19 protein-coding genes are annotated in these 16,638 nt (G+C 60.0%); all 19 read right to left on the bottom strand.

Annotated features, from left to right (window positions below):
- Positions 1-6: 6 nt before the first annotated feature.
- The 19 genes from ACR0K9_RS07450 to ACR0K9_RS07360 all read right to left on the bottom strand — a co-directional run bounded on the left by ACR0K9_RS07450 (position 7) and on the right by ACR0K9_RS07360 (position 16,635).
- The gene (locus ACR0K9_RS07450; protein WP_480821965.1) at positions 7-756 is read right to left on the bottom strand and encodes a biotin--[acetyl-CoA-carboxylase] ligase; all 750 of its coding nucleotides are present in this window, start codon (positions 754-756) and stop codon (positions 7-9) included.
- Between the two features lie 54 nt (positions 757-810).
- The gene (gene nuoN / locus ACR0K9_RS07445; protein WP_480821963.1) at positions 811-2,253 is read right to left on the bottom strand and encodes an NADH-quinone oxidoreductase subunit NuoN; all 1,443 of its coding nucleotides are present in this window, start codon (positions 2,251-2,253) and stop codon (positions 811-813) included.
- A gap of 15 nt (positions 2,254-2,268) precedes the next feature.
- The gene (locus ACR0K9_RS07440) at positions 2,269-3,813 is read right to left on the bottom strand and encodes an NADH-quinone oxidoreductase subunit M (protein WP_480821961.1); all 1,545 of its coding nucleotides are present in this window, start codon (positions 3,811-3,813) and stop codon (positions 2,269-2,271) included.
- Complete coding sequence (nuoL, locus tag ACR0K9_RS07435; protein ID WP_480821959.1) at positions 3,813-5,975, bottom strand: NADH-quinone oxidoreductase subunit L; 2,163 nt, start codon at positions 5,973-5,975, stop codon at positions 3,813-3,815. Before nuoL ends, ACR0K9_RS07440 begins: the two co-directional genes overlap by 1 nt.
- A 6-nt stretch (positions 5,976-5,981) precedes the next feature.
- A complete protein-coding gene (gene nuoK, locus ACR0K9_RS07430) occupies positions 5,982-6,287 on the bottom strand; it encodes an NADH-quinone oxidoreductase subunit NuoK (RefSeq protein ID WP_005984024.1) in 306 nt (101 codons plus the stop codon).
- Between the two features lie 79 nt (positions 6,288-6,366).
- The gene (locus ACR0K9_RS07425; protein WP_480821957.1) at positions 6,367-6,969 is read right to left on the bottom strand and encodes an NADH-quinone oxidoreductase subunit J; all 603 of its coding nucleotides are present in this window, start codon (positions 6,967-6,969) and stop codon (positions 6,367-6,369) included.
- Complete coding sequence (locus ACR0K9_RS07420; protein WP_170545589.1) at positions 6,966-7,376, bottom strand: carboxymuconolactone decarboxylase family protein; 411 nt, start codon at positions 7,374-7,376, stop codon at positions 6,966-6,968. Before ACR0K9_RS07420 ends, ACR0K9_RS07425 begins: the two co-directional genes overlap by 4 nt.
- Positions 7,373-7,867 (bottom strand): NADH-quinone oxidoreductase subunit NuoI, encoded by a 495-nt coding sequence (gene nuoI / locus ACR0K9_RS07415; RefSeq protein WP_039524264.1) that lies wholly within the window; start codon positions 7,865-7,867, stop codon positions 7,373-7,375. The genes ACR0K9_RS07420 and nuoI overlap by 4 nt, the downstream gene beginning before the upstream one ends.
- Position 7,868: 1 nt before the next feature.
- Complete coding sequence (nuoH, locus tag ACR0K9_RS07410) at positions 7,869-8,906, bottom strand: NADH-quinone oxidoreductase subunit NuoH (protein WP_480529883.1); 1,038 nt, start codon at positions 8,904-8,906, stop codon at positions 7,869-7,871.
- A 204-nt stretch (positions 8,907-9,110) separates the two neighbouring features.
- The gene (nuoG, locus tag ACR0K9_RS07405; protein ID WP_480821955.1) at positions 9,111-11,132 is read right to left on the bottom strand and encodes an NADH-quinone oxidoreductase subunit NuoG; all 2,022 of its coding nucleotides are present in this window, start codon (positions 11,130-11,132) and stop codon (positions 9,111-9,113) included.
- 3 nt (positions 11,133-11,135) lie between these two features.
- Positions 11,136-11,540, bottom strand: coding sequence for a DUF5333 domain-containing protein (locus ACR0K9_RS07400; RefSeq protein ID WP_480821953.1), 405 nt, complete (start codon positions 11,538-11,540; stop codon positions 11,136-11,138).
- 98 nt (positions 11,541-11,638) lie between these two features.
- Positions 11,639-11,986: a hypothetical protein gene (locus ACR0K9_RS07395; protein ID WP_480821951.1), complete on the bottom strand. Its 348-nt coding sequence runs from the start codon at positions 11,984-11,986 to the stop codon at positions 11,639-11,641.
- A gap of 8 nt (positions 11,987-11,994) precedes the next feature.
- The gene (locus ACR0K9_RS07390) at positions 11,995-12,411 is read right to left on the bottom strand and encodes an MAPEG family protein (RefSeq protein WP_480821949.1); all 417 of its coding nucleotides are present in this window, start codon (positions 12,409-12,411) and stop codon (positions 11,995-11,997) included.
- A gap of 5 nt (positions 12,412-12,416) precedes the next feature.
- Positions 12,417-13,715, bottom strand: coding sequence for an NADH-quinone oxidoreductase subunit NuoF (gene nuoF / locus ACR0K9_RS07385; protein ID WP_480530585.1), 1,299 nt, complete (start codon positions 13,713-13,715; stop codon positions 12,417-12,419).
- Positions 13,716-13,727: 12 nt separating this feature from the next.
- Entirely contained in the window at positions 13,728-13,949 is a 222-nt protein-coding gene (locus ACR0K9_RS07380; protein WP_480529893.1) for a DUF5337 domain-containing protein, read from the bottom strand.
- Positions 13,950-13,980: 31 nt separating this feature from the next.
- Positions 13,981-15,114 (bottom strand): NADH-quinone oxidoreductase subunit NuoE, encoded by a 1,134-nt coding sequence (gene nuoE / locus ACR0K9_RS07375; protein ID WP_480821947.1) that lies wholly within the window; start codon positions 15,112-15,114, stop codon positions 13,981-13,983.
- Positions 15,114-16,337 carry an NADH-quinone oxidoreductase subunit D gene (locus ACR0K9_RS07370; RefSeq protein WP_170352614.1) on the bottom strand — a complete coding sequence of 408 codons (1,224 nt, stop codon included), beginning with the start codon at positions 16,335-16,337 and terminating at the stop codon, positions 15,114-15,116. Before ACR0K9_RS07370 ends, nuoE begins: the two co-directional genes overlap by 1 nt.
- On the bottom strand, positions 16,337-16,462 hold the full coding sequence (locus tag ACR0K9_RS07365; RefSeq protein WP_010442774.1) for a hypothetical protein: 126 nt from the start codon (positions 16,460-16,462) through the stop codon (positions 16,337-16,339). Before ACR0K9_RS07365 ends, ACR0K9_RS07370 begins: the two co-directional genes overlap by 1 nt.
- Positions 16,462-16,635, bottom strand: a complete 174-nt coding sequence (locus ACR0K9_RS07360) for a hypothetical protein (RefSeq protein WP_424833136.1) — start codon at positions 16,633-16,635, stop codon at positions 16,462-16,464. Before ACR0K9_RS07360 ends, ACR0K9_RS07365 begins: the two co-directional genes overlap by 1 nt.
- Positions 16,636-16,638: the final 3 nt, after the last annotated feature.

Genomic DNA, 16,638 nt, shown 5'->3' with positions numbered 1-16,638 from the left:
CCTCCTTCAGAAGAAAACATCCGCGGCAGGTATGCTGACGCGATCCTTCGCGGTTTTTAGGACAAGGTTGCCGCCCGCGTCCACCGTTTCAAAGGTTCCGACCGTCTCCGACGTTGCGGTACGGGCGGTTATGACCTCGCCCAACCGGGCTGCCCGCGACAGCCATGCGGTGCGGATCGGCTCAAAACCATACGTGGTGAACTGTGTCTCGTACCGCGCGTAAGCTGCGGCCAGTTCGGTCAGAAAGTCCTCGGGCGTGACCTGAGCACCGGTTTCGGACATCAGCGAAACGGGGCGCACAGCACCGGGTTCAACCTTATCCGCTGTGGGCGCCTCGGTCAGGTTGACGCCGATACCGATAGACAGATGCGCAACCCCCCTGCCCTGACCGGTGCTTTCCAGCAAAATCCCGGCCAGCTTACCGCCATTCAACAGGACATCGTTGGGCCATTTCAGCGTCAACCCCTGCGCGCGCCCGGTCACCGCCACGCAAGCATCAAACAGTGCCAGGGCGGCCACAAAGCTGCGCAGCGCCGCCTGTTCGGGATTTCCATCAGGCCGCATCAGCAGGGTAGCCGCGAGGTTCCCTTTGGGATTCGCCCAAGCCCGGCCGCGCCGTCCGCGCGCAGCCGTCTGGTGATGCGCCATGATCCAGACCGGACCAGTCGCAACCGGCGCAAGCCGCACAGCCTCGTTCAAAGTGCTGTCGACCTCCTGCAACACATGCAGGCCGTATCCCTGTGGCCAATCGCTCATGTCTAAAAGGCCCGGTCAAATGACCGAGCCTCTGATGAGTGAAACACGACAGGATCAGTTGACAAGTGTCGCCGCCGCAGCCGCCGCTGCACCTTCCACGCCGAACTGGTAGAACACACCGATCAGCATCAGCGCCGCTGACCCCATCAGCGCTGCCCACAGAACCGGGGTCGAGCGGGTTTCGATCGGGTCTTCGTTCTCGGCACCGAAATACATGTAGAACACGATCCGCAGGTAGTAGAACGCACCGATGACCGAGGCGATGGCCGACACGATGACCAGCCCGAACAAGTCGGCGTCAATACCCGCCTGCCAGACGCCGAACTTGGCAAAGAAGCCCAGCATCGGCGGCACGCCCGCAAGGCTGAACATCAGGATCAGAACCGCCAGCGCCTTGCCCGGATCGCGCTTGGAATACTGGCGCAGCGCGTCGATATCGGTGACCGGTTTGCCGTCGCGCTCCATCATCAGGATGAAGGCGAAGGTGCCGATATTCATGGTCACGTAGATCGCCAGATACATCAGCATCGCCTTGATACCCAGTTCGGTCCCGGCGGCCAAACCGATCAGCGCATAGCCCATATGGGCAATCGACGAAAACGCCATCAGCCGCTTGATATCTCGCTGCCCGATAGCCGCAACCGCGCCCAGCAACATCGACAGCACGGACAGCAGCACGATCACCTGTTGCCAGTCCTGCACCACGCCGCCAAACGCATCATGCAGCAGGCGCGCGAACAGCGCCATCGCAGCCACCTTGGGGGCAGTCGCAAAAAACGCAGTGATCGGCGTCGGGGACCCTTCGTAGACATCCGGTGTCCACATATGGAACGGCACGGCAGAGACCTTGAAGGCCAGACCCGAGATCAGGAAAATCAGGCCGAACAGCAAACCCAGTGACAATTCGTCATGCTGCACCGTCTGGATAATGCCCGAAAACAACGTGGTGCCGGTAAAGCCATAGACCAGCGACGCACCGTATAGCAGCAGGCCCGAGCTGAGCGCGCCCAGCACAAAGTATTTCAGGCCCGCCTCGGTCGACTTGGCGCTGTCGCGACGCAGTGCGGCCACGACGTAAAGCGACAGGGATTGCAACTCCAACCCCATATACAGCGACATCAGATCGCCCGCGCTGACCATCATCATCATGCCGACAGCCGCCAAGGCCACAAGCAACGGATATTCGAACCGCAACAGACCCCGACGCGCCATATAATCCTGGCTCATGACCAGAACTGCAGCGGCGGACAGCAGGATCGCCACCTTGGCAAAGCGGGCAAAGCCGTCATCCACGAACATGCCGTTGAAGGCCACGTTGGTGCCGTCGCCATTCATCGCAATCCAGATCGCCAACACCGCCATCAGGCCGGAAGTGGCCCAGACCAGCACGGGCGCAAGACCGTCTTTCGACGTATAGACAGCCCCGATCAGCGCCGCCATCGCATAGATCGCCAGAACGATTTCCGGCAGGATAATTGTCAGATCAGCCTGGATCATGTCTCCAAAGCCTCCTTAATGCGAAGCGGCTGTCTGGGTAGCGGCGTCCGCCGCGGCCAGAGCCATATCATAGTTCGAAATCAGCGCAGCGGTGGATTGCCCGATCACATCGGTCACCAGCGACGGGTAGACGCCCAGCAGGATGGTCATCACGATCAGTGGCGCAAAGATCAGCCGCTCGCGCGAGCTCATGTCGGTCATCGCCTTCAGGCTTTCCTTGATCAGATCACCGAACACGACCCGACGGTACAGCCACAGCGCATAACCGGCCGAGAAGATCACACCGGTCGCGGCCACTGCGGTCACCCAGGTGTTGACCTGGAACGCGCCCATCAGGGTCAGAAATTCGCCGATGAACCCTGAGGTGCCCGGCAGGCCGACATTGGCCATGGTGAACAGCATGAATACCAGCGCATAGGCGGGCATCCGGATCACCAGACCGCCATAGGCGTCGATATCGCGGGTATGCATCCGGTCATAGATCACGCCGACACACAGGAAGAGTGCTGCCGAGATGAACCCGTGGCTGAGCATCTGAAAGATCGCGCCATCGATACCCTGCTGGTTCGCCGCAAAGATACCCATGGTGACAAAGCCCATATGTGCGACCGAGGAATAGGCGATCAGCTTTTTCATATCCTCCTGCACCAGCGCCACCAGCGAGGTGTAGACAACAGCGATGGCCGACATCCACAGCACGACATCGGTCATCACAGCCGACCCCACAGGGAACATCGGCAGGCTGAACCGCAGGAAGCCATAGCCGCCCATCTTCAGCAGGATCGCCGCCAGAACGACCGAGCCTGCAGTCGGAGCCTGAACGTGCGCATCCGGCAGCCAGGTGTGCACCGGCCACATCGGCATCTTCACCGCAAACGAGGCGAAGAAGGCGATGAACATCAGCGTCTGCATGCCGCCGACGATATAGACGCCCAGCACGCTGAACCCTTCGGACGAGAACTGATGGCTCATCAGCGCCTCGATATCCGTGGTGCCTGCATCCGCATACATCGCAACCATCGCCACCAGCATCAGCACTGAGCCGAGGAAGGTGTAGAGGAAGAACTTGAAGCTGGCATAGATGCGGTCCTTGCCACCCCAGATGCCGATGATCAGGAACATCGGGATCAGGCCCGCCTCGAAGAACAGGTAGAACAGCACCAGATCCAGCGCCATGAACACGCCCAGCATCAGCGTTTCCAGCAGCAGGAAGGCGATCATGTATTCCTTGACGCGGTCTGTCACGTTCCAGCTGGCCAGAATGGTCAACGGCATGATGAAGGTGGTCAGCAGCACGAACAAAACGCTGATACCATCCACGCCCATCTTGTATTTCAGACCTAGCAGCCATTCGCCCTCTTCCACCATTTGGAAGCCGGTGTTGGACGGATCAAAGCCGGTATAGATGCCGATCGAGACCAGAAAGGTCACGGTGGTTGCAACCAGCGCGACCCATTTCGCGTTGCGCTGCGCAGCTGCGTCCTCGCCATGCAGGAACAGGGCCAGAATGCCTGCTGCGATGGCGGGGATGAAGGTGACAATAGATAGGATATTGTCCATTAGTTTGCGCCTCCGCCGATCGACATCCAGGTGATCAGGGCGGCGATACCCAGAACCATCCAGAAGGCGTAAGTAAAGATGTAGCCCGTCTGCGCCTTGCCTGCGAGGCGGGTGAAGAAGGGAACCACGCCCATCGCCACTCCGTTCAGGAAGCCGTCGATGGTGTTGCCGTCACCGCGTTTCCACAGGAACCGGCCAAGCGCCACGGTGGGTTTGACGAAGATCGCATCGTAGATCTCGTCAAAGTACCACTTGTTCAGCAGGAACAGGTACAGCGGACGCTGGTTTGCGGCCAGACGTGCGGGCAGCGAGGTGTTCACGATATAGAACCAGTAGGCCACGAGGAACCCAAGCAGCATCGCGACGAAGGGCGATACCTTGACCCATTTGGGCGCCGCATGCGCATCATCCAGAACATGGTTGTCGGGTGCGATATAAAGCGCACCTTCACCCGGCTTGCCCGTAAAGGCATAGTGATGGTCACCGCCATGGGCTGCGTCCTCGCCATGCCCGTCATCCGCGTGGGCCTCGTCCGCCTTGGCCTCATCACCGTGATGCGCGTCGGCGGTTCCGTCCGCCACATGCGCGGCATGGGTATCGGCATCGTGCCCTTCGGCATCTTCCGAGGCCTCGGCCACCGGAATGCCGTAGAACTTGCCCACCTTGTCTGCGTGGCCGAAGAAGTTGCCGTACCAGATCATCCCGGCGAACACCGCGCCCAGCGACAAGACGCCCAGCGGCACCAGCATGGTCATCGGGCTTTCATGCGCATGTTCATGAGTGTGCTTGTCGCCACGTTCCTCGCCATAGAAGGTCAGGAAGATCAGGCGCCAGCTATAGAACGAGGTGAACATCGCCGCGATCACCAGCATCCAGAACGCGTATCCCGTGCCTCCGGCAAAGGCGCTTTCGATGATGGCGTCTTTCGACAGGAACCCGGCGAACCCGATCTGCGTCAGCGGAATACCCACACCGGTAATCGCCAGCGTCCCGATCATCATCGCCCAGAAGGTATAGGGGATCTTCTTCCGCAACCCGCCGTATTCCGTCATCTCCTGCTCGTGATGCATCGCGTGAATGACCGAACCGGCCCCAAGGAACAGCAGCGCCTTGAAGAACGCGTGCGTCAGCAGGTGGAACATCGCCGCCGAATACATGCCGACGCCAGCCGCCACGAACATGTAGCCCAGCTGCGAACAGGTCGAATAGGCGATGACGCGCTTGATATCGGTCTGCACCAGCCCCACGGTGGCCGCGAAGAACGCGGTCGAGGCACCGAGGAAGGTGATGAACCCGGTCGCGCCCGGCGCGAATTCCATCAGCGGCGACATGCGGCAGACGAGGAACACACCGGCGGTTACCATGGTCGCGGCGTGGATCAGCGCGGACACCGGCGTCGGGCCCTCCATCGCGTCCGGCAACCAGGTGTGCAGGATCAACTGCGCCGATTTACCCATCGCGCCGATGAACAGCAGGACACAGATCACCTCGATGGCGGTCCACTCGCCCCACAGGAAGTGCAGTTTCTCTTCCGCCAGTGCCGGAGCCGATGCGAATATATCCGAGAAATTGATGCTGTCAGTCAGGAAGAACAGCGCGAAGATTCCCAGCGCAAAGCCGAAATCGCCCACACGGTTGACGATGAACGCTTTCATCGCCGCGGCATTGGCGCTTGGCTTGCGGTAATAAAACCCGATCAGCAGGTAGGATGCGACACCCACGCCTTCCCAGCCAAAGAACATCTGAACCAGATTGTCCGCCGTCACCAGCATCAGCATGGCAAAGGTGAAGAAGGACAGATAGGCAAAGAAACGCGGCTTATAGCTCTCGCCTTCGCGCCATTGCGGATCGTGATCCATGTAGCCAAACGAGTACAGGTGAACCAGCGCCGATACGGTCGTCACCACGATCAGCATGATCGCGGTCAGCCGGTCCAGACGAATGGCCCAGCTTGTCGACAGCGAACCGCTTTCGATCCAGCGCATGATCTCGATTTGCTGGGTGTGGCCGTCAAATGTCAGGAACACGATCCAGGACAGCAGACAGGCCAGAAACAGCAGACCAGTGGCGGTCCACATGGCGGCTTTCTCACCAATGAACTTCCAGCCGAAGCCGCAGAGGATTGCGCCCACCAGCGGGGCAAAGAGGATGGTGGTTTCCATGTTCTCTTACCCCTTCATCATATTGACGTCTTCAACCGCGATGGTGCCACGGTTGCGGAAGAAACAGACCAGAATGGCCAGCCCGATCGCCGCCTCAGCCGCCGCAACGGTCAGCACGAACAGCGTGAAGACCTGCCCGACCAGATCGCCGAGAAAGCTGGAAAACGCCACGAGGTTGATATTCACCGCCAGCAGCATCAGCTCGATGCTCATCAGCAGGATGATGACGTTCTTGCGGTTCAGAAAGAGACCGAAGATGCCGATGACGAACAGCGTCGCCGCTACAGTCAGGTAATGTTCGAGTCCGATCATATGGCCGTTCCTGTCCTTCTCGCGGCACCGAAGTCTTGAAAAGACTTCGAGCCGATTTTTTTTAAAAAAATCGGGTCTGTCACAACCCCTGCCCCGGTTTCACATCCTTCAGCTCCATCGCTTTGGCCGGGTCGCGCATCATCTGGCCGATGATGTCCTGACGCTTGATGTCCTGACGGTGGCGCAGCGTCAGCACGATGGCACCGGTCATGGCCACCAGCAGGATCAGGCCCGCCAGTTGGAACAGAAGGAAGTATTGATCATAAAGGATAACACCCAGCGCCTCGGTGTTGTGGCGGTCTGTCGGGACCGGCTGCGCCAGATTGGCCGCCGCACCCTGCGCACTGTCCCAAGCCCCAAAGGCCATGACGAATTGCATCAGGATGACCAGACCGATCAACAGGGCCAGCGGCATATAGCGCGCCATCTCGGCCTTGAGCTCGGCAAAATCCACGTCCAGCATCATCACCACGAACAGGAACAGCACCGCGACCGCGCCTACGTAGACGATGATCAGCAGCATCGCCACGAACTCGGCCCCCAGCAGCACGAACAGCCCCGCCGCCGATAGGAAAGACAGGATCAGCCACAGCACCGAGTGCACCGGCTGGCGGCTGATCACCGTGAACAGCCCACCGGTGATGGCGCTGATGGCAAACAGGTAGAAGGCAAAGACGGTCATTGATCCTCATCCTCGTTGTCGCCCATGACCTCTTGCGCCAGATCCAGCGCGCGGGTCATGGCCGGGATGCCGGCAAAAACCGACATCTGGCCGATCGTTTCCACGATCTCTTGTTTCTTGGCACCCGCCTCAAGCGCGTGGCGCACGGTCTGACGCACCGCCGAGTCCGCCTGAGCGCCCTGACAGGTCAGCCCGGCCAGCGTCAGCAGCAGGCGGGTCTTGGCATCCAGCCCGTCCTTGTTGACGGTGTTGCCGAACATCATCTCCATGACCTCTTTCGGCATGGTCGGCCACAGCGCCTCGAACCCTTTGGGCGAGAAATTCTCCATCGCCGGGTTCATCGCCTTGGCCATGTCCTGAGCCTGCTTCATCATCAGCTCGAACGGGTTTGTCGGGCTGTCGGTCATCGGTACGGCGCGTCCATTTCCAGATTGCGGGCGATCTCGGCTTCCCAGCGTTCGCCGTTATCCAGCAGTTTTTCCTTGTCGTAGAACAGCTCTTCACGAGTTTCGGTGGCGAACTCGAAGTTCGGGCCTTCGACGATGGCATCGACCGGGCAGGCCTCTTGGCAGAAACCGCAATAGATGCATTTGGTCATGTCGATGTCATAGCGCGTGGTGCGGCGGCTGCCGTCTTCGCGCGGTTCTGCGTCGATTGTGATGGCTTGCGCAGGACAGATCGCCTCACACAGTTTGCAAGCGATGCAGCGTTCCTCGCCGTTGGGATAACGACGCAGGGCGTGTTCGCCGCGGAAACGCGGGGACAGAGGGCCCTTTTCGTGCGGATAGTTCACGGTAGCCTTGGGGGCGAAGAAATACTTCAGCCCCAGCTTCATACCGACCCAGAAGTCCTGCAGCAGGAAATACTTGGCAGCGCGGGTGTAGTCGATTTGGGTCATATCAGCCTCCTACGCTCCAACGCGCGAACGCGCCCCAGAACCAGTCGAATTTCGCCGCGAAGGCCACAAAGACCACCCAGACCAACGAGAATGGCAGGAATACTTTCCAACCCAGCCGCATCAATTGGTCATAGCGGTAGCGAGGCGTAATCGCCTTGACCATCGCGAAGAGGAAGAAGAAGAACGCCATCTTGCCAACCATCCACAGCACGCCATCGGGCAGGCCGGGGATGGGTGACAGCCAGCCGCCGAAGAACAGCAGCGTGGTCAGGGCGCACATCAGGAAGATCGCGATGTACTCACCTGCCATGAACAGCAGGAACGGGGTGGCCGAGTATTCGACCTGATAACCGGCAACCAGTTCCGATTCCGCCTCGGGCAGGTCAAACGGCGGGCGATTGGTTTCGGCCAGTGCCGAGATGAAGAACAGGAAGACCATCGGGAAATGCGGCAGCCAGTACCAGCTGAACAGGCCCAGCCCACCATCCTGCGCGCGGACGATGTCGCCAAAGTTCATCGAACCGGTCGAGATGATCACGCCAATGATGATCAGGCCGATCGAGACCTCATAGGAAATCATCTGCGCCGCCGAGCGCAGCGAGCCAAGGAACGGGTACTTTGAGTTCGACGCCCAACCGCCCATAATCACGCCATAAACCTCGAGCGAGGACACAGCGAAGACATAAAGGATAGCGACGTTGATATCGGACAGAACCCAGCCATCGTTGAACGGGATCACCGCCCAGGCGATCATCGCCAACACGAAGGATGTCAGCGGCGCAAGGATGAAAACGGTTCGGTCCGCCCCTGCCGGGATCACCACTTCTTTCACCACATATTTCAGCGCATCCGCCACCGATTGCAGCAGACCATAAACGCCAACCACGTTGGGTCCGCGGCGCATTTGGACGGCGGCCCAGATTTTGCGGTCGCCATACACAAGGAACAACAGCGAGATCATCACAAAGGCAACAACCGCAAGCACTTGCGCCAGAATGATGATGGCTATTCCGCCGGGGGTGTTAAAGAATTCAGCCATTGGTCCTCACACCGTGGGTATTCCGTTTTCCGCGCGCGATGCAAAGGCCAGATGCCTGCGCAATCTGCGGCTGGGTCGGCGCGTTGGTGTAAACAGCATCTGCCGCTTCAGCGCCACCCTTAATCGTGGGGTCCACACGCATTTGAGGTGCGGCTGTGTGCCAACCGGCACCCGCACCTGCTTGCGATATGAAACGTGCCCGGTTCATTCCGCCGCAATCTTCTCGGATTTGCGGGCCTGCGCCTGCGCCGACAGCTCGGCCATCAATTGCGAGGCACGGGCAATCGGGTTGGTCAGGTAGAAATCCTTAACCGCATTGCGGAAGGTTGCTTTGCCCAGCGGGCCTGCATCAAGCGCCTGAACTTCGTTCTGGATCACCTCGTCGATGCGGGCCAGATGCGGAACCGCCTCGATCAGCGCGGTGCGAAGCTGCGCCAGCGAGTCGAAGGGCAGCGTTGCACCCAGCTCGGCAGACAAGGCCCGCAGGATTGCCCAGTTTTCCTTGGCCTCACCCGGCGCGAACCCGGCGCGCATCGCCAGTTGTGGGCGGCCTTCGGTGTTCACGAACAACCCGTTCTCCTCGGTATAGGCCGCACCCGGCAGGATCACGTCGGCGCGGTGTGCGCCCCGGTCGCCATGGCTGCCCTGATAAATCACGAACGCGCCTTCACCGATCTCGACCTCATCCGCGCCGAGGTTGTAGATCACGTCAGCCGCGCTGACCGCCTCCATACCGCCTGCGTTGGTGGCATCCACATCCATCGCACCGACACGTGACGCCGCGGTGTGCAGGATCAGCAGCCCGCTTTCGGTATTGGCCGCGATGGCCTGCGCGGCAGCCAGAACGGCGGCACCGTCGGCATCTTGCAGCGCGCCCTGCCCGACAATGACGAAGGAGCGTTTGCCCTTGATCTCATCATCGCCGCCCATATCTACAACTTGTTGCAGCGCCGCGCGGTCGCCGCCCATGTGGTGATAGTCATAAGTCAGATCCACCGCAGGCCCGACCAGAGCCACTTCGGCCCCATGTGCCCAGGCCTTGCGGATGCGGGCGTTCAGGACCGGAGCTTCGTCACGCGGATTGGTGCCAATCAGCAAGATACGCTCGGCACTGTCGATGTCCTCGATGGCGGCAGTTCCGGCATAGGCACTGCGGTTGCCTGCAGGCAAACGCGCGCCATCGGTGCGGCATTCGACAACACCGCCCTGCCCTTCGATCATCTGTTTCAAGGCGAATACCGCCTCGACAGGGGCCAGATCGCCGACGATGCCCGCCGGTTTCTCGGCCCCTTTCAGAGCCTCGGCTGCTTTGGTCAGCGCCTCGGGCCACGTTGCGGGGCGCAGCTTGCCGTTCTCACGCACATAGGGCTTGTCCAGACGCTGACGGCGCAACCCGTCCCAGACGAAACGGGTCTTGTCGCTGATCCATTCCTCGTTCACGCCGTCATGGTTACGCGGCAGGAAACGCATGACTTCGCGGCCCTTGGTATCGACGCGGATGTTTGAGCCCAGAGCATCCATCACATCGATGCTTTCGGTCTTGGTCAGTTCCCACGGACGGGCGGTAAAAGCGTAAGGCTTCGATGTCAGCGCGCCCACCGGGCACAGGTCGATGATGTTGCCTTGCAGGTTCGAATCCAGTGTCTGGTTCAAATACGAGGTGATCTCGGCATCTTCCCCCCGCCCGGTCTGACCCATCTGGGTGATCCCCGCGACCTCGGTGGTAAACCGCACACAGCGCGTACAGCTAATACAACGGGTCATCGCAGTGCCAACCAACGGCCCCAGATCCAGATCATCCACCGCGCGCTTGGCTTCCTTGAAGCGCGTGCCGGACAGACCATAGGCCATCGCCTGATCCTGAAGGTCACACTCGCCGCCCTGATCGCAGATCGGGCAATCCAGCGGGTGGTTGATCAGCAGGAATTCCATCACCCCTTCGCGGGCCTTCTTGACCATGGGCGAGTTCGTCTTGACCACGGGCGGCTGTCCTTCCGGCCCTGGGCGCAGGTCGCGCACCTGCATCGCGCACGAGGCGGCGGGTTTCGGCGGCCCGCCCACAACCTCGACCAGACACATCCGGCAGTTCCCGGCAATCGACAGACGCTCGTGATAGCAGAAGCGCGGCACCTCGACCCCGGCCTCTTCACAGGCCTGGATCAGGGTCATCGCACCATCGACTTCGATTTCCTGCCCGTCGATATTGACTTTGCGGAGGTCAGACATGGTCTAGTTCGCCCTCAAATACACGCCAATGGCGCTGTTTCTTTTGATTTCCTTCTTGCCCAGCGTGCAGAAGGATTTGGGATTTTCGTAGGACACGCCGTTTTTGGACAGGTATGCCTCGCCCTTGGCACGCATCCGGTCCTTTTCGGCATCCGAATCCACATAGGCGCGGATTTCGGTGTCCGAATATCCCAGTTCATTCGCTTTGGACCGCAGTCCCCACATCACACTAATCGCTTTCAACCGACGCCCACTGATCGAGGGGCAGTATTCCGAGATCTCATTTGCGATGGCGATGTAGTAGAGTTCGTTGTCAATCTCTTTGACTTCGCGCAAGGGCGGTTTCGCCTCGGCAGCGACGGGAAGTATCAGCACAGTGGCCAGAGCAAGCTTTTTCAAAACAGACATGAGGTTTCCTTTCGTCTTGGGTTCCCCAAGACGCCCCCCATCCGCCCTGCTAGGCAATATCGCCCGACCTTCCGGCGCGTGATATCCGATAACCTTGCTCATGGACGCTGACACGTTCCTGCAAAGACCAGTTTGTCATTCTCGATTCGCAGGTTCTGCGGCTCGGTGTCCGGGCCAACGGACCACTTGATCCGCGAGGATCCGAAATTCTGCACGCAATATTTGGTGCCCTCAAAGCGCCCAGCCTCGCGCGCGCCATCGAACGAGGCGGAAACCCCATTCACGGTGACCGTGAATTGAGTCGGCATTCGCTTCTTGTCGACGGCTTTGGCCTTGGTGCGGAAATACTGGCCGTCAAAGGCAACGCGCGTGGCGCTTGACGGTGCTTCTCCACACGCCACAAGCAGCGTCATCGCAGCCAGCGCACCGGTCAGGGATCGTGTCATGCGTATCATCAGAACGCCGCCACCAATGCGAAAAGGCCCATCAGAACCATGCAGACCCAACCGGCCACATAGGCGACCGAGCGCAGTCCGCTATGCGGTTTGCCAAGTCCGCGCAGGTGGATCACCAACATCAAAATGCGGGCCAGCAGCGCCAGAGATGCAAGCAGATTGATCCAAAACGGGCTTGCGCCCAACAGGATCGCAGCAACCGTCACGGTCAGAAATGCAGGCAGGGTTTCGGTGCCGTTCAGATAAGCACGGTTCAGTCGATAAGCCTTGTCTGAATAGTCCTGATCCGGAGTCGCACCCGGTGCCAGCCCCTTGCCCGCCTTGGCCAAGGCCGAGAACGGCGACATGAACAAAACGATCAGGGTAAAGATCACCAACGCGGCAATCGCGTGAGAATATTCAGCATATGCTTCCATAAGACTTACTCCGCCGCCATCGCACCCATGCGGCCCGTTTTCTGGGCCTTGATGCGATCTTCGATCTCTTCACGGAAGTTGCGGATCAGACCCTGGATCGGCCAGGCGGCCGCATCGCCAAGGGCGCAGATCGTGTGACCTTCGACCTGTTTGGTCACGTCGAACAGCATGTCGATCTCTTCCAGTTCCGCCTCGCCACGCACCAGACGGTCCATGACGCGCATCATCCAGCCGGTGCCTTCACGGCAGGGCGTACACTGGCCGCAGCTTTCGTGCTTGTAGAATTTCGACAGACGCCAGATCGCCTTGATGATGTCGGTGGACTTGTCCATCACGATCACCGCCGCCGTGCCAAGGCCCGAGCCCAATTCGCCGCGCAGATAGTCGAAATCCATAATCGCATCGCGCATGTTCTCGCCACGCACACATGGCACGGACGAGCCACCGGGGATCACCGCCAGCAGATTGTCCCAACCGCCGCGAATGCCGCCGCAATGGGTTTCGATCAGGTCCTCGAAGGAAATCGACATTGCCTCTTCGACGACGCAGGGGTTGTTCACATGGCCCGAGATCGCAAACAGCTTGGTGCCGGCGTTGTTCTGACGGCCAAAGCCCGCGAACCAATCTGCACCCCGGCGCAGGATAGTCGGCACAACAGCGATGGATTCCACGTTGTTCACCGTGGTCGGGCAACCATACAGCCCCGCCCCTGCCGGGAACGGAGGTTTCATCCGCGGCATACCCTTTTTGCCCTCAAGGCTTTCAATCAGGGCGGTTTCCTCGCCGCAGATATAGGCCCCGGCGCCGTGATGCAGGAACAGATCAAAATCCCAGCCCGATCCGGCGGCGTTCTTGCCCAGAAGGCCCGCGTCATAGGCTTCGTCAATTGCCGCCTGCAACGCCTCACGCTCGCGGATATATTCGCCGCGCAGGTAGATATAGCAGGTATGCGCGTTCATCGCGAAAGAGGCGATCAGACAACCCTCGATCAGCGTATGCGGATCGTGACGCATGATCTCGCGGTCTTTGCAAGTTCCGGGCTCGGATTCATCTGCGTTTACAACCAGATAGGACGGGCGCCCATCGCTTTCCTTGGGCATGAACGACCATTTCAGACCGGTCGGGAAACCCGCACCGCCACGTCCGCGCAGCCCTGAATCCTTCATCGTCTGGATAATCCAGTCGCGCCCCTTTTCGATCAGGCCAGCAGTGCCGTCCCAATGCCCCCGGGCCTGCGCGCCGCGCAACGTACGCTCGTGCATCCCGTAGATGTTGGTAAAGATCCGGTCCTGATCCTTCAGCATCATTCGTTACCTTCAGCTGTCCTGACGCATACGCCAGAGTTGAAATATGTTCACGCCCGCATAGATGAATCCTGCCAGAGCGGCAAAATCAAACAACAGCGCATAGCGCCCCGGCATCCCCAGCGCGGGGCCGACAAATAAGGTCATGCCAAGCCAAACCACCATCGTCACGGCGATGACGATGCCGATATGTCGGCCCTTTCGGGCTATGGCCTGTTCCTTGTCCTTGTCCATCTCATCCCGATGCCCCGGATGGGCATCTGTCCTAGTCTTCGTAAGTGCCGTCTTCCTTGGCACGTTTAGCAAACTCGGTGTCCTCACCCGCCGCCAGCTTGGCCGCCTGTTCGATCCAGCCGTCGCGTTCGATCCGGCCCTTGAACTTCAGCCGGGCGTCAACCCAGGCCACCTGTTCGGGCGTCCAGGCCGCGATCTGGTCGTAGTGGTAGAAGCCCAGTTCGTTCAGTGTTTCTTCGAGCTTGGGCCCGACGCCTTTCAGCAGCTTGAGGTCATCTGCCTTGCCATCCCTCGCGCCGGTCAGCGTCTCAGGTTGGTCTTCCTTGACCTCGGCAGTTTCCGGTTTGGTTTCCTTGGCCTTGGCCTTCGCCTCAGCAGCTTGTTTCGCCGCCGGTTTCGGCGCTTCGGGCGCTTTCGGAGGTTTCGCAGCCGCCGCAGCGCCCGCCTGTTTGCCATCCTTGTCCAGCCACGGCGTCAGGATCGGCACCTCTGATCCGTCAATGCGCTTGACGGTGTCGCCCAGATCGGTCGCCAGTTGCACGCTGGCATTGTACTGCGTCCGACCGCTGTCATGTTCGGTCAGGCTGGTCAGCCCTTTCAGCGGTTCCGCCCCATAGCGCCCGTTTTGCGGGCCCGGCACCGGCACATTGCCCGCCGTCAGATCATCGATGATCCGGCCAAAGCTCTCAGCCGTCAGGTCTTCGTAATAATCCTTGCCGATCTGCGCCATCGGAGCATTGGTGCAGGACCCGAGACATTCGACCTCTTCCCAGCTCAGCTTGCCATCGGCAGAGAGTTCATGCGGTTTCGCAGCGATCTTGTCCTTGCAGACCGCAATCAGATCCTCGGCCCCGCAGATCATGCAGGAGGTCGTGCCGCACACCTGAATATGTGCTACAGACCCAACCGGTTGCAGTTGGAACATGAAGTAGAACGAGGCCACTTCGAGCACGCGAATATAGGCCATGCCCAGCATGTCGGCGACAGACTCGATCGCCGGACGGCTCAACCAGCCCTCCTGCTCCTGCGCGCGCCAGAGCAGAGGGATCACCGCACTGGCCTGACGACCTTCGGGATATTTGGTGATTTGCGCTTCGGCCCATTGCTGGTTGGCAGCGGTGAAGGCAAAGCTTTCGGGTTGTTCGGGATGCAGACGGCGGAGCATTAGCGGTCAATCTCTCCAAATACGACGTCCATGGTGCCGATGATGGCGGCGACGTCGGCCAGTTGATGCCCTCCGGCGACGTGGTCCATGGCTTGCAGGTGCAGGAACCCGGGCGCGCGCAGTTTGGCGCGATAGGGTTTGTTGGTGCCGTCGGCGACCAGATAGACGCCGAACTCGCCCTTGGGGGCCTCGACGGCGGCATAGACCTCACCTGCGGGGACGTGGAAGCCTTCGGTATAGAGTTTGAAGTGATGGATCAGGCTTTCCATCGAGGTCTTCATGTCCGAGCGTTTCGGCGGGGTGATCTTGCCACGGGCCAGAACGTCACCGGGGCACTCGCGGATTTTGGCGATGGCCTGACGGATGATCAGCAGCGACTGGCGCATCTCTTCCATGCGCACCAGATAGCGGTCATAGCAGTCGCCGTTCTTGCCGACGGGGATCTGAAACTCGAACTCGTCATAGCATTCATAGGGCTGCGCACGACGCAGGTCCCAGGCCAGACCCGAGCCGCGCACCATCACGCCCGAGAAGCCGTATTTTTGAATGTCATCCTCGGTCACGACGCCAATATCGGCGTTGCGCTGTTTGAAGATGCGGTTTTCGGTCAGCAGACCGTCAATGTCATCGAGAACGGCGGGAAACTCGTGGCTCCAAGCCTCGATATCGTCCAGCAGTTCCGGCGGCAGGTCCTGATGCACGCCACCGGGGCGGAAATAGGCGGCGTGCAGGCGGGCACCACAGGCACGCTCATAGAACACCATAAGCTTTTCACGCTCTTCAAACCCCCACAGCGGCGGAGTCAGAGCACCCACATCCATGGCTTGAGTGGTCACGTTCAGCAGGTGGTTCAGAATGCGCCCAATCTCAGAATAGAGAACCCGGATCAAAGAGCCACGACGCGGTACTTCAACACCGGTCAGTTTTTCGATGGCCAGACACCAGGCATGTTCCTGGTTCATCGGCGCCACGTAGTCAAGACGGTCGAAATACGGCAGATTCTGCAGATACGTCCGGCTTTCCATCAGCTTTTCGGTGCCACGGTGCAGCAGGCCGATATGCGGGTCGCAACGCTCGACGATCTCGCCGTCCAGTTCGAGCACCAGACGCAGTACCCCGTGCGCCGCAGGGTGTTGCGGGCCGAAGTTGATGTTGAAGTTGCGGATCTTCTGTTCTCCGCTCAGCGCGTCCGTGCTGCCGTCATCATATCTTGAGCCGTCCATCAACGCCCTCGTTTCTTCTTCGCTTCGGCCCGAACCCGGACCTTTTCCGCCTCAGCCGCCTTGGCAGCGGCCCCGGCCAGCAGAACACCCAGCGCACCCAGCGCGATCAGTTCCCCCAGCCCCATCAGCGGCGCTCCATCTCTTGCAGTTTCATGGCCATGATCCAGATCAGGACCAGCGTTCCAATGGGGATGACGCAGGCGACAACCCAATATTTCTCGATCCCGAAATGCGGTAGCAGTTTCAGCATCGGAATGATCGTGGCGACCGTGACGGCAATCCAGATCAGGAACTCCATGAC

It is taken from the genome of Ruegeria sp. L12, assembly GCF_056531745.1.
The sequence above is the reverse complement of the archived record's forward strand: the minus strand, read 5'-3'. Positions and strand labels throughout refer to the sequence as shown.